Genomic DNA, 12,391 nt, shown 5'->3' with positions numbered 1-12,391 from the left:
CTGTTATAACGCAAAGTTCGGTTTCTCGTCAATCGCGGTTGCGCGGGAGCGCTGGACGATGCCGGTCGCGATCATGAACACCCCGGCATAATAAAGCGGCCAGACCAGCCAGCCGGCGATGCTGTCGGGCAGCAGGCCGCCCTCGCGCGCGAAGATGATCAGGTCCGAGACGAGGAACAGCAGCGCGCCGATGCCGGTGCGATAGCGCGGGAAGCGGCTGTACCAAGCCGCGCCCGCCATGATCGAGACGAAGGCGATGTACACCAGCAGACCCGGCTCCTCCGCCGCGCTGGGCGAGAGGAAGAAGCCGATGACGAGCGAGGCCATCGGGATGATCATCGCCAGGATCAGCTGGCTCGGATCGGGCGCATCGCGGCGCTGGCGCCAGAAATAGCAGATCGCCGCGATATGACCGCAGACGAACAGGAACGCGCCCCATACCAGATCGATCTCGAGCAGCATGTCGCCCAGCGCATACAATCCGAGCATGATGCCCAGCAAAGGCCGGTCGAGCACCGCCCGCCAGCGCAGCACATAAGGAATGAGCAGGCCGACGCAGGCGCCCTTCCACAGGATCGCGAAACCGCCCAGCATGGCGGTGCGCTCGACGAACAGATAGCTGATCCCGAAAAACAGGCTTGCGAGCAGCCAGGGCCGCGCCTGGGCCAGATCATGTTCCTCAGTCCGTGTGACGCCATTCATTCAGCTATATCCCCGCTCAAATCCTGTAATGTCCCTACGATCAGACCGGGCAGATCGTCCGCAACCAGCCCCGCACCGCCGCGCATACCCGCATCGCCATGCAGCCACGCCGCCACCGCTGCCGCGTCGAACGCGAGCAAATGCTGGCTGAGCAGGCCCGCGATCATGCCGGTCAGCACGTCCCCTGCCCCGGCCGTCGCCAGCCAGGGCGAGGCGTGGCGATTGACCGCATGGCGGCCCGTCGGATCGGCGATATGCGTTTGCGCGCCTTTCAACAGCACGACGGCGCCGCTTCGCTCCGCCGCCACGCAGACTGCGGACTTGCGATCGTCCATGGCGATATCGGGAAACAGCCGCGCAAACTCGCCGGCATGCGGCGTAAGCACGACATCGTCGCGCAGCGCCGCGAACAGCGTGTCGGGGTCACCCGCAAATGACGTCAAGGCGTCGGCATCGAGCACGGCTGGAAATCCTTTGTCCAGCCAGTCCAGTACTTTGGCCCGGGTTCGCTCGCCAGCTCCCAGCCCCGGCCCCATGGCCAGCGCGCCAGTGCGATCATCGATGAAGGCGCAAACCCCGTCATCCTCGCGCAGCATGATCGCGGCGACTTGCGCGGCATGTTCATCGAGCGCTGCGGCCTCGCCGACCAGTGTGACCAACCCTGCCCCCACCCGCAGGCAGGCCATGGCGGCAAGCCGCGCGGCGCCGGTGCGATGGCGCGGCCCCGACAGAATGAAGGCGTGGCCGCGATCATATTTATGACCGTCGGCTGAGGGCGGGGTCAGCCTCGGGGCCGCAACGCTACCATCCTCTTCAAACCGCGCCTCGAACATATTCCCGCTCCTTCGTGCCCACGATCATTGTCGCATCGGCCCCGGCTTTGCTAGGGGGCAGGCATGACATATCAGGTGCATATCATCGGCGGCGGGCTCGCCGGATCGGAAGCGGCGTGGCAATTGGCCGAGGCGGGGATCAAGGTACGCCTGTCCGAAATGCGCGGCGGCGGCGATAGGACTCCCGCGCATCAGACCGACGGCCTCGCCGAACTGGTATGCTCGAACAGCTTTCGTTCGGACGATGACGAAGCGAACGCCGTCGGCTTGCTGCATCATGAGATGCGCGGCCTGGGATCGCTGATCATGCACGCCGCTGCCGAGGCCAAGGTGCCCGCCGGATCGGCGCTAGCCGTCGATCGAGATATCTTCTCCGCTGCCGTTACCAACACTTTGGAAAGTCATGCGAATATCGAGATCGTGCGCGAACGCATCGACCGGTTGCCGGATGAAGGGCTGACCATCGTCTCGACCGGCCCGCTGACCGCCGCGAGCCTGGCCGAGGACATCCTCGCGCGCACGGGCCAGTCGAGCCTTGCCTTTTTCGACGCCATTGCGCCGATCGTCTATCATGAGAGCATCGATTTCGACATCGCCTGGTATCAGAGCCGCTGGGATCGTGCAGGCCCTGGGGGCGACGGCAAGGATTATATCAACTGCCCGATGGACAAAGACCAATATGACACATTCATTCAGGGGCTGATCGACGGCGAAAAGGCCGAATTTCGCGACTGGGAGAAAGACACGCCCTATTTCGAGGGCTGCATGCCGATCGAGGTGATGGCCGAGCGCGGGCCGGAGACGTTGCGCTTCGGGCCGATGAAGCCGGTCGGGCTGGACGATCCGCGCACCGGGCGTTGGCCGCATGCGGTGGTGCAATTGCGTCAGGACAACAGGCTCGGCACGATCTGGAACATGGTCGGCTTCCAGACCAAGCTGAAATATGGCCCGCAGGTCGAGCTGTTCCGCACCATCCCCGGCCTGGAAAAGGCCGAATTCGCGCGGCTCGGCGGGCTGCATCGCAACACCTTCATTCATTCGCCAGAGCTGCTTGACGACCGGCTGCGGCTCAAGACCGCGCCGCATATCCGCTTCGCCGGACAGATCACGGGCTGCGAGGGCTATGTCGAGAGCAGCGCGGTGGGCCTGGCCTGCGGGCTGATGACCGCGGCGGAGATCCACGGCCGAAGCTTTACCGCGCCGCCGGTCACCACCGCGCTCGGCGCGCTGCTCGGCCATATCACGGGCGATGCGGAGCGCGCGGACTATCAGCCGATGAACGTGAATTTCGGTCTGTTTCCGCCGCCCAAGGGCCGGATCAAGAAGAAGGAACGCAAGCTGTTCTACACCGAGCGTGCCAAGCGCGACATGGCCGAGTGGATGCGGCCGATGGTGCCCGCTTAAATATTGCCTAGCAGCGGCATTTTGGCGACGCCCGCTTCGGCGCGGTGGTGGCAAATTCCGGACGAGTCAGCAGCCCGTTCTTGTCCGCATCCGCCGCCTTGAACCGATCCCCAGTCGCCACCGCCCATTCTTCAAAGGTCAGCAGATTGTTACCGTCCGTATCGAGCTTGCGGAAGGCGGCGGTGCGGCTGCTCATGAGCTCGTTGCGGGTGATGAGTTCGTCGCGGTCCCGGTCGTAGCGGTTGAAGCGCACCTCCTCGCGCGAGGCCTTCGGCGCGGCGGGCGGCATCGGCGGGGCGGGGCCACGGGCATCGCCCAAGTCCCCGGCATCAGGGAGATCGGTTGAAGGCGCAAGTTCCGGCGGCGGCGGCGCGACGATCGGCTCTTCCTCCCGCGCACGGCTCTGCCACCACAGTAGTCCGGCACCCAGCAGTAGCAATGTCCCCAATATCCCAGCCACGAAACGGCTCATACGCTGTTACCCCCCGGCTCCATCATGCCAAAGCTCAGCGGCCCGTCAAGCCATGCCAGCTAAGCCGGAACCCGGCGAGTGGTCCGCCCCCACGGCCAGCCAGCGCCAACAGGGACAGCGGCCGCAAGCGCCGCGGCCAGTTACGTAATGCACGCATGTCAGGGCCATCGTTTGCGCGATTTTCCGATCCTGCCAAAGCCCAGCATCGCGCAGCCGCCTCAAGGCCTAGCCACTCTCCGGGGCCGGCAAAAGCTCGGAACAGCCCCGCCCCCCTTCCATCCGCAAACGCGTTGCGATCATCCGGGACCGACAGCCGCGCCTCCCAGCCGTCGATCATCGCCAGCATCGCCGCGTCGAACGGCCAACCAGTGTTTTCGCGCAGCGCCTGAATTCGCCCGATCAGCGGCTCGCCCTTGGGCGGCGCATCGGCCTTAATGACATCGCGCCACCATGCCAGGCTGATCTGACCTAATATAGGTTCGCTGCTGCCCTCGACGATCCGGTGCAGCCGACGGTCGAACTCCAGGAGGACGGCAAGCAACTCGCGATCCTCTGCCAAGGCGGTGGTGAGGGCGAGCGTTTCCCAAGGTTTATCGGTGCGACGGTCGGGCATCAATCCGGTTCCCTTATCGCAGCCGCGACGAACTTGAAATGCCCGGTCAAGGCCGATCGCAAAGGCGCGTTAACCATAAGCATTGAGCAGTGTTGCACCATTACACCCTATTCGCCCTACCCTCATCCGACTGAAAGTTCAGTACTAGGGGCAAACACCGGCATGCGCCAACTGCCAGGAAATGTGGGAATAGCCGGCTTTCTGAGCCGTCTGGCGCGCGATCAGCGCGGCAACACGCTTGCCATGATGGCAGCCGCGCTGGTTCCGCTCCTGGCGATCATCGGCGGCAGCGTGGACGTCAGCCGAAGCTATATGGTCAAGACCAGGCTCCAGCAGGCCTGCGATGCGGGCGTGCTGGCCGGACGCAAGGCCGTGGGCGATGGCACCTACACGGCGGCCGCGCAGACCCAGGCGAACCGCTTTTTCACCGCCAATTACAGGGGGGGATGGCAGGGCAGCCAGAACCTGTCCTTTTCGTCGAGCACGCCGGACAACGGCACCACGGTCAACGGAACGGCGTCGGTGGTGCTGCCGACGGTCGTGATGTATTTTTTCGGGCGCGAGACCATCAATCTGGCTGTCGAGTGCAGCGCGGTGCTGGAGGTTTCCAATGCCGACATCACGATGGTGCTGGATACCACGGGATCGATGAACGAGGATATCTCGGACGGTTCCGGCGGAACGACCACGCGCATCGCCGCGCTGCGCTCCGCGATGAAGAATTTTTACGGTATCCTGGCCGCCGCGCAGACCGGAACGACCTCTCGCATGCGTTACGCCTTCGTGCCCTATACCGGCACCGTGAATGTGGGCGAGTTGATCCGGACGCAGAACAGTGCATGGCTGGATAAGACCCATAGCTACCAGTCGCGCGTTCCCATTCACTATACCCGCGCGACCAGGACATATGACGGGCAACGAACCAGTGGCGGCGGTACGCTGGATAATTATTATGACAACGACGCCGAACGGGCCATGTGCGACAGCTATACTAAGCAGTTCTGGAATAGCGATAACACCATTAAAACGACCGTCGTTGCCACGCTTGAGCGATATAGGACCTCGACCTACCGCGACTATAAATGCAAGGTTACCGAAACCATCGACCGCTATTACGAGCGGCAGGACCACCCCAATCCGACCACGGCGAACTTTGCCGCATGGCGATACCGCCGCGTCGATTATCCGAACCTGACCAATTTCATCAATGGCGGGAAAATCTCGGTCTACAACGGCGATTCCGGCGCGGCGGTCGATTACAGCTGGTCCGGATGTATCGAGGAACGGGATACCGTGGCAAGCGGGTCGATCGCGTTTGCAAACAAGGCCATCACGCCATCGGGTACGTTCGATCTTGATATTGACGGCGTTCCCGCCAGTTCGGAAGAAGGATGGCGTCCTTATTTCAATCAGATTTCCTACTGGCGGTACAATGGCGGAAATCTGACCACCGATAACAGCTATTCCGGCACCAAAGCGCAAACCGCCTGCCCCAAAAAAGCGCAGTTGCTCAGCGTGATGACGAAATCCCAGTTCGATGCTTATGCCGACGGCTTGACCGCGGATGGGGGCACCTATCACGATATCGGCATGATCTGGGGGGCGCGGCTGAGTTCTCCCGACGGCATATTCGGCGCCAATGTGAGGCTTTCGCCAAACAACGGCAGTTTCGTGGCGCGGCACATGATATTCATGACCGATGGCGAGCTGGCACCGTCGATCTACTATCACAGCGCCTATGGTCTCGAATATTGGGACAGAAGGGTCACCAGCGATGGCTCAACGAATCAGTATCAAAGACACTCTCAACGTTTTCGCGCCGTCTGCGAAGCGGCAAAGGCAAAAGGTATCCGTGTCTGGGTCGTTGCGTTCGCGACCGACCTAACGCCCGATCTGTCCAGCTGCGCAAGCGCGAACAGCGCTTTCGTCTCGACCAACCCAGAAACCTTGAACGCCACCTTTGCCGAGATCGCCAATTCCATCGCCGACCTGAGGCTGAGGCAATGATGCGCTTCAGACAGTTGCTCGCGCATGACGAGCGCGGCGCAACCATCATCGAATTCGCGATCATCGCGCCCACATTCTTGCTGCTCCTGATCGGCACCTTCGATCTCGGTCACCAAGTCTATCTACGCGCAGTCCTGAATGGCGCCATCCAGCAGGCCTCGCGCGCCAGCGCACTGGAGACCGGACCCAGCAACATAGCGGCGATAGATGCGGAGGTTTCCAGCCAGGTGAAGCGCATCGTGCCCGATGGAGTGGTCGCGTTCACGCGCAAAAGCTATTTCAGCTACAACGATGTGAAGCGTGCCGAAACGCTCGCCGACGCCAATGGCAACGGCACCTGCGACAACAACGAAGCCTATGAAGACGAAAACAACAACCTGAAATGGGATTTGGATATCGGCGCCGCGGGGGCGGGCAATGCGCGCGATGTCGTCGTCTACAATGTTTCGGTCAGCTACGATCAGTTGTTTCCGCTCTGGGCTCTGCTGGGAACGTCACAGCGCAAGACGGTTTCCGCCGAAACCATTTTGAAGAACCAGCCCTATGGCAAACAGGGCACTAAGACCATCGTTTCCAGGACATGCTCGTGACGCGGAACCGGACCATGCTGAATCGCGCGAAATCGTTCATCCGTGACTTACGGCGCGACGATAGCGGCCTCGCGCTGATCGAATTTGCGCTGAGCCTGCCGATATTCACCGGGCTCGGAATGTATGGCACAGAGGTGGCCTATCTAGCGATCGTCAATATGGAGATCAGCCAGGCGGCGCTGAACCTTGCTGACAACGCGTCACGGCTGGGCCAGACCCAGAACAATGTGTCGTCGGTATCGATCAAGGAAAGCGATATTCAGACCGCGTTTGCCGGGCTCAAGTTGCAAACCGGTTCGTTCGACCTGCTGTCGAACGGGCGCGTGATCCTTTCCAGCCTGGAACGTAACAGCCAGGGCGGACAGTGGATTCACTGGCAGCGCTGTCTGGGCGTCAAGAACGTCCAGTCTCAATATGGGGCAGAGGGCAAGGGCTCGACCGGTACGGCCTTCGCGGGCATGGGAGACGCTGGCGAGGAGATTCAGGCGCAGCCGAACACAGCGGTGATGTATGTCGAGGTGAGCTACGACTATAAGGGACTGTTCGGCGACATGTTCACGAAAAACGTGATGCTTTACCAGAAAGCCGCGCACAATATTCGCGACGACCGAAACCTTTCCGGAGGTCTCGTCAACGATGTCGGCACCACACAGCAGACCTGCGATAAATATTCCGCCAACTGAGGATGCGGCGCTATCAAGGCGGCGCCGAAGCAGCCCTGCCCCTGCTCAATCGCGGTAGCAAACCTTTTTTACCGCAGCGATAATATGTTCGGCGTCGATCAACGCGGCCTCTTCCAGATTCGCGGCATAGGGCATCGGCACGTCGACATTGGTCACGCGGGTGACCGGCGCGTCGAGATCGTCAAAGCCCTCCTCCATACAGATCGCCACGATTTCGGACGCAATCGAGCAGGTCGGCCAACCCTCTTCGGCCACCACCATGCGGTTGGTCTTCTTCAGGCTCTTAAGCACCGCCGCCTTGTCGAGCGGGCGCAAGGTGCGCAGGTCGATGACTTCCGCCTCGATCCCCTCGCCCGCCAGCGTCTCGGCGGCTTCGAGCGCGAGGCCGACGCCGATCGAGTAGCTGACGATGGTGACGTCCGCGCCTTCGCGCACGATCCGCGCCTTGCCGATCGGCAACACGAAATCGTCGAGCTTGGGCACATCGAAGCTGCGCCCGTAAAGCAGTTCATTTTCCAGGAATACCACCGGATCGGTGGTGCGGATCGCGGCCTTGAGCAGGCCTTTGGCATCCGCCGCATCATAGGGCGAAATCACGATCAGGCCCGGTACGCTCGCATACCAAGGCGCATAATTCTGACTATGCTGCGCGCCGACACGGCTCGCCGCGCCATTGGGGCCGCGGAACACCACAGGGCAGCGCATCTGGCCGCCCGACATGTAATTGGTCTTGGCGGCGCTGTTCACGACATGATCGATCGCCTGCATGGCGAAGTTGAAGGTCATGAACTCGATGATCGGACGCAGGCCCCCCATCGCCGCGCCGGTGCCGACGCCGGCAAAGCCATATTCGGTGATCGGCGTATCGATCACGCGTTTGTCGCCAAATTCGTCGAGCAGGCCCTGCGTGACCTTGTAGGCGCCCTGATATTGCGCGACCTCTTCGCCCATCACGAACACGCGGTCGTCGGAGCGCATTTCCTCGGCCATCGCATCGCGCAACGCCTCGCGCACGGTCAGCGATTCATATTCGGTGCCCTCGGGGATTTCAGGATCGCTCAGCGTCTCGGTCTCGCCGGCCTCGGCGAGCTTTTCGGTCGCGTTCTTGGTCGGGGCGGCGTCCTTTTCCTCATCGCCGGACGAATCTTCGTTCGTTTCTTCGCTATCATTCTCGGCCTCTGAGTCGCTTTTGGCCTCTTCCTTCGATTCGCTCTTGGCCGCACCGCCGCCCTTGACGGCATCGTCCACATCCTCGCCTTCCTCGGCCAGAATCGCGATCACCGCGCCGACCTTCACCTCGTCGGTACCCTCTTCGATCAGGATCTTGGCAATGGTGCCTTCATCCACCGCCTCGAACTCCATCGTGGCCTTGTCGGTCTCGATCTCGGCCATGATGTCGCCGGAAGCGACCTGATCGCCCTCCTTCACCAGCCATTTGGCGAGCGTGCCCTCCTCCATCGTCGGGGAGAGCGCGGGCATTTTGAGTTCGATCGCCATCAGTAAGATTCCACCAGCACGTCGGTATACAGTTCATCGAGATCGGGCTCGGGCGAGCTTTCGGCGAAATCGGCGGCGTCCGAAACGGTCGCGCGGATGTCCTTGTCGATCGCCTTCAGCTCGTCCTCGCCATGACCGCCCTCGATCAGCCTGGCCTTCAACCGCTCGATCGGATCGGACTTTTCGCGCATTTCCTGCACTTCCTCGCGGCTACGATATTTGGCCGGATCGGACATGGAATGGCCGCGATAGCGATAGGTTTTGAGCTCGAGAATAATCGGGCCGTTGCCGCCGCGCACATGTTCGAGCGCCAGTTCCGCGGCGCCGCGCGTCGCCAGCACGTCCATGCCGTCGACCTGGATGCCGGGAATACGAAAGGACTGGCCGCGTTTGTACATCTGTTCCTCGGCCGAGGAGCGGTTGACGCTGGTGCCCATCGCATATTGGTTGTTCTCGATCGCGAAGATGATCGGCAGCTTCCACAGTTCGGCCATGTTGAAGGCTTCGTAGACCTGCCCCTGATTGGCCGCGCCATCGCCGAAATAGCTGAGGCACACGCCGCCATCGCCGCGATAATGATGCGCAAAGGCGAGGCCGGTGCCGAGCGGTGCCGGCGCGCCGACGATGCCGTGGCCGCCATAGAAGCGATGTTCGACCGAGAACATGTGCATCGATCCACCCTTACCCTTGGAGATGCCAGCCTGGCGTCCGGTCAATTCGGCCATGATAACCTTGGGATCAAGGCCATAGGCCAGCATATGGCCGTGATCACGGTAGCCGGTGATGACGCTGTCGAGATCGCCGTCGAGCGCGGACTGCAGGCCGACCGCGACCGCCTCCTGCCCGATATAGAGATGGCAGAAACCACCGATGAGGCCGAGGCCGTAGAGCTGGCCCGCTTTCTCCTCGAACCGGCGGATGAGCAGCATCTGGCGGTAGAATTCCAGCAGTTCGTCATCGCTCGCCTTGTACAGCTCCGGCTTGCCCGGCGCGTCGTCGGTGACCTGGGTATGGCCGTGAAGCCTGTCCTGCGCGGCTTCCGGGGGCTGCGCCTTGGCCTTGCCGGCGGCCTGTTTTTTCTGGGGAGCTCTCGCCATTCTCATCCTTCCCGCCGGAGCGCGTCATGGCTCCCGACATATCAGCCTTACGTAGCGAAAAGCACGGCGCGTGCAACCGCCTGAGGCACAGCGCTTTGTCGAAGTAAAGGTTGATTTAATCGAGCGGAACGATGATCTCGTCCGGAGCGGCTACTCCCAACTCCTTGCGCATCATCTCGCCCGCCAGATCGGGATCGACATGATCGCCGTCGAGTAGGCGCGCACGGTTGCGCAGCGCATCGCGTTCTTCCTGCAATCGGGAAAGCTCGACCTGCCGTTCGACCAGCCCGGACTTGTAATCGGTCCAGGCCAGGATACCCGTCGGACCCAGCATCGCATAAGCCGCGATCGCCAGCAGCGCCAGCAGCGCAAGGCCGGGGCCGAGCGCGGAGACGATGAGCAGCTGGATTTTAGGACGGCGCACCATGGCAATCATTTGAATCACAGCAAGAACCACATGGCAAGGCTTTACCGCGGCAGCGATGCGCTCCAGCGGCAGGCACAGATAACCATTCGAAATCGGATCGCAAACGGAACAAGCAGCGCGGGACTTCGTTCGACCAACAACCCCTCCATGCGAACCGTCGGACTGGACCTCGACCGGCCGAGTCGCCATACGAAAGGATAATATCGATCATGGCCAATGAGACCAGCGTCGGCGGTACGCGAACCGCCCGAGTTCAAAGCCCCGGAGAAACCACTTCGGCGACCTCCGCGATGAAGCCGCAAAACGAAACTAATGCGGAAAAGGGCAAATCCGCAGCATCGGAGGCCAAAGTGATTGTGAAAGACCAGGCACTAGGTCTCAAGGACAAGGCGCTAAGTTCCGTGCGTTCCGCTGCGAGCGACCGCAAATTCAAGGCGGTGCAGAAAGTGGGTGGCGTATCGCGTGCGCTGGAAGCCAGTGCCGCGAAACTCGATGAGGATGTGGGCAAGACTTATGGCGATTTCGCCCGGACCGCCGCTAAAACTATCGACGAACTTGCCGCCAAGCTTGACGGCAAGGAACTAGACGAACTGCTTGGCGAAGCTAAGGGCTTTATCCGTAAGAGTCCGGCAATTGCCATCGGCATCGCCGCCGCGCTGGGCTTCGCAGCCTCTCGCGTCGTGAAGTCCGGCCTCGACCTAGACGACGACATTTGAGTCTCGGCGAGGACGGGAGAGTGCGAATGGACGCATATTCGACTAGCGAGAAACATCGCGTCCGCTTGGCGACAGAACAGCTTCCGCCACCGGTAGGAGAAACGCTGCACGAGAATATCGACCGACTGGTTGCCGACATAAAAGAATTGGTTGCGACCGAACGTGATTATTGGCGCGCAAGAATGCGTTATTCCAAATCGCTAGCAAAACAATCGGCGCTATTGTTCGGTGCGTCGATCGCTTTGGCGGCTTCGGCTTTCACAGCTTTGATACTGGGCACCTTGTTGGTGCTTTCGGCGCGGATCGGTCCCATTGCCGCTACTATCTCGGTTACCCTCGTGACGTTGGCCATATCCGCAGCACTGGCTTGGTTGGCGTTGAAACGAGCGCGAAAGCTGACCTTTGCGACACCCGACCCGTTCGAGCACGCCGAGGACAACAGCTTGTGAACGCCCGCCGCACCAAGGTTGCCGAGTTGACGCTCGCCCGCAAAGCGGTCCGTCACAGGCTGAAGCGAGATTTCGATACCGCCAAGAGGGAGATCATGCCGAGCGTCCTCGTTCGGCAATTCAAGGCGCGAAAGATCGAGCAGGTCAAGCGTCTGGGTGAAGACACGGCAACTCTGGCCAAAGCCAATCGCAACTCGATTGCGCTCGGCAGTTTCGCCGCACTCGCTTCTGGCCTGATTGCTTATTCGATGCGCCGTTGGAAGAAACAGAAGCGAACGAAGAACCTAGCCGAACCCGCATTTCTCAATAGAAATTTTGATGGAGAACGATGATGATCGACGAACGGAACCAACATGGCGAGGGCCGCGTGAAGCGTGCTGCCAGTGCTGCCAAAGACCAGACGATGCACGCTTATGAAAGCAGCCGCGATGCCGTAAAACATGGCGCGGAGGCTACCCGTGCCAAAGCCAGCGAGCTTGGCGGCAAGACCGCCGAGCAGATCGACAAAAATCCGCTGGCCGTGCTGTTCGGCGGTCTCGCTGTAGGTGCGTTCATCGGGGCATTGCTGCCCAAAACCGAGCGCGAGAGCAAGCTGTTCGGCAAGACCGGACGTGACATCAACGCACGCGCGAAAAGTGCCTATCAGGCGGCGAAGGAGGCGGGCAGCCAACAGATCGACGAACTTGGCTTGAGTGGCGACGCAGTCAAGAACCAGTTCAACTCGCTGGTCGACAAGGCAGGCGGCGCCGCCAAGAATGCCGGCAAGGCTGCAGCCCAAGGGGCGAAGAATCCTGACCAGACGGCCACTGTCAATGTCGAACAGGCCTGACTCGACGAGGCGGCCTGAACGCCCCGCGCATGCTTGAAACCGGATGGGCGCGCTGGTAACGGCGCGGCCTTC

The 12,391-nt window shown here is 61.4% G+C and carries 15 protein-coding genes; 8 read left to right on the top strand and 7 right to left on the bottom strand.

Annotation, left to right across the window (positions count from 1 at the left end; translation table 11 throughout):
• Nucleotides 1–3 precede the first annotated feature (3 nt).
• Both ACOQPC_RS07905 and ACOQPC_RS07900 read right to left on the bottom strand, forming a co-directional pair.
• Nucleotides 4–702: a lysoplasmalogenase family protein gene (locus tag ACOQPC_RS07905; protein WP_420605205.1), complete on the bottom strand. Its 699-nt coding sequence runs from the start codon at nucleotides 700–702 to the stop codon at nucleotides 4–6.
• On the bottom strand, nucleotides 699–1,535 hold the full coding sequence (locus ACOQPC_RS07900) for an NAD(P)H-hydrate dehydratase (RefSeq protein WP_420605204.1): 837 nt from the start codon (nucleotides 1,533–1,535) through the stop codon (nucleotides 699–701). Before ACOQPC_RS07900 ends, ACOQPC_RS07905 begins: the two co-directional genes overlap by 4 nt.
• Before the next feature lie 63 nt (nucleotides 1,536–1,598).
• On the opposite strand from ACOQPC_RS07900, the gene trmFO reads away from it, so the two are divergent.
• Nucleotides 1,599–2,939 (top strand): methylenetetrahydrofolate--tRNA-(uracil(54)-C(5))-methyltransferase (FADH(2)-oxidizing) TrmFO, encoded by a 1,341-nt coding sequence (trmFO, locus tag ACOQPC_RS07895; protein ID WP_420605203.1) that lies wholly within the window; start codon nucleotides 1,599–1,601, stop codon nucleotides 2,937–2,939.
• Between the two features lie 7 nt (nucleotides 2,940–2,946).
• Here the strand turns inward: trmFO and ACOQPC_RS07890 are convergent, their stop codons facing one another.
• Nucleotides 2,947–3,411: a hypothetical protein gene (locus tag ACOQPC_RS07890; RefSeq protein ID WP_420605202.1), complete on the bottom strand. Its 465-nt coding sequence runs from the start codon at nucleotides 3,409–3,411 to the stop codon at nucleotides 2,947–2,949.
• 34 nt (nucleotides 3,412–3,445) lie between these two features.
• Nucleotides 3,446–3,952 (bottom strand): hypothetical protein, encoded by a 507-nt coding sequence (locus ACOQPC_RS07885; RefSeq protein ID WP_420605201.1) that lies wholly within the window; start codon nucleotides 3,950–3,952, stop codon nucleotides 3,446–3,448.
• On the opposite strand from ACOQPC_RS07885, the gene ACOQPC_RS07880 reads away from it, so the two are divergent.
• The 3 genes from ACOQPC_RS07880 to ACOQPC_RS07870 are packed head-to-tail and all read left to right on the top strand — an operon-like array spanning nucleotide 3,914 to nucleotide 7,304.
• The gene (locus ACOQPC_RS07880; RefSeq protein ID WP_420605200.1) at nucleotides 3,914–6,031 is read left to right on the top strand and encodes a TadE/TadG family type IV pilus assembly protein; all 2,118 of its coding nucleotides are present in this window, start codon (nucleotides 3,914–3,916) and stop codon (nucleotides 6,029–6,031) included. The two genes, ACOQPC_RS07885 and ACOQPC_RS07880, sit on opposite strands and share 39 nt — an antisense overlap.
• The gene (locus tag ACOQPC_RS07875; protein WP_420605199.1) at nucleotides 6,028–6,621 is read left to right on the top strand and encodes a TadE/TadG family type IV pilus assembly protein; all 594 of its coding nucleotides are present in this window, start codon (nucleotides 6,028–6,030) and stop codon (nucleotides 6,619–6,621) included. Before ACOQPC_RS07880 ends, ACOQPC_RS07875 begins: the two co-directional genes overlap by 4 nt.
• A 14-nt stretch (nucleotides 6,622–6,635) precedes the next feature.
• Nucleotides 6,636–7,304, top strand: coding sequence for a TadE/TadG family type IV pilus assembly protein (locus ACOQPC_RS07870; RefSeq protein ID WP_420605198.1), 669 nt, complete (start codon nucleotides 6,636–6,638; stop codon nucleotides 7,302–7,304).
• Between the two features lie 45 nt (nucleotides 7,305–7,349).
• Here ACOQPC_RS07870 and ACOQPC_RS07865 read toward each other — a convergent pair whose 3' ends face one another.
• The 3 genes from ACOQPC_RS07865 to ACOQPC_RS07855 all read right to left on the bottom strand — a co-directional run bounded on the left by ACOQPC_RS07865 (nucleotide 7,350) and on the right by ACOQPC_RS07855 (nucleotide 10,325).
• Nucleotides 7,350–8,801 carry a pyruvate dehydrogenase complex E1 component subunit beta gene (locus ACOQPC_RS07865; protein ID WP_420605197.1) on the bottom strand — a complete coding sequence of 484 codons (1,452 nt, stop codon included), beginning with the start codon at nucleotides 8,799–8,801 and terminating at the stop codon, nucleotides 7,350–7,352.
• On the bottom strand, nucleotides 8,801–9,898 hold the full coding sequence (pdhA, locus tag ACOQPC_RS07860; protein WP_420605196.1) for a pyruvate dehydrogenase (acetyl-transferring) E1 component subunit alpha: 1,098 nt from the start codon (nucleotides 9,896–9,898) through the stop codon (nucleotides 8,801–8,803). The genes ACOQPC_RS07865 and pdhA overlap by 1 nt, the downstream gene beginning before the upstream one ends.
• Before the next feature lie 115 nt (nucleotides 9,899–10,013).
• The gene (locus tag ACOQPC_RS07855) at nucleotides 10,014–10,325 is read right to left on the bottom strand and encodes an FtsB family cell division protein (protein ID WP_420605195.1); all 312 of its coding nucleotides are present in this window, start codon (nucleotides 10,323–10,325) and stop codon (nucleotides 10,014–10,016) included.
• Nucleotides 10,326–10,534: 209 nt separating this feature from the next.
• Here ACOQPC_RS07855 and ACOQPC_RS07850 point away from each other — a divergent pair, with 209 nt between their 5' ends.
• From ACOQPC_RS07850 to ACOQPC_RS07835, 4 genes are read left to right on the top strand one after another with little or no spacing between them, the layout of a single operon-like run.
• The gene (locus tag ACOQPC_RS07850; protein WP_420605194.1) at nucleotides 10,535–11,041 is read left to right on the top strand and encodes a hypothetical protein; all 507 of its coding nucleotides are present in this window, start codon (nucleotides 10,535–10,537) and stop codon (nucleotides 11,039–11,041) included.
• Between the two features lie 26 nt (nucleotides 11,042–11,067).
• On the top strand, nucleotides 11,068–11,490 hold the full coding sequence (locus tag ACOQPC_RS07845) for a phage holin family protein (RefSeq protein WP_420605193.1): 423 nt from the start codon (nucleotides 11,068–11,070) through the stop codon (nucleotides 11,488–11,490).
• Nucleotides 11,487–11,822: a hypothetical protein gene (locus tag ACOQPC_RS07840; RefSeq protein ID WP_420605192.1), complete on the top strand. Its 336-nt coding sequence runs from the start codon at nucleotides 11,487–11,489 to the stop codon at nucleotides 11,820–11,822. Before ACOQPC_RS07845 ends, ACOQPC_RS07840 begins: the two co-directional genes overlap by 4 nt.
• Nucleotides 11,819–12,319 carry a hypothetical protein gene (locus ACOQPC_RS07835; RefSeq protein WP_420605191.1) on the top strand — a complete coding sequence of 167 codons (501 nt, stop codon included), beginning with the start codon at nucleotides 11,819–11,821 and terminating at the stop codon, nucleotides 12,317–12,319. The genes ACOQPC_RS07840 and ACOQPC_RS07835 overlap by 4 nt, the downstream gene beginning before the upstream one ends.
• The last annotated feature ends 72 nt before the right edge of the window (nucleotides 12,320–12,391 follow it).

Source organism: Novosphingopyxis sp. (genome assembly GCF_965218915.1).
GTDB lineage: Bacteria > Pseudomonadota > Alphaproteobacteria > Sphingomonadales > Sphingomonadaceae > Novosphingopyxis.
Note: the sequence above shows the minus strand (reverse complement) of the source record. Positions and strands in the feature narration are given on the sequence as shown.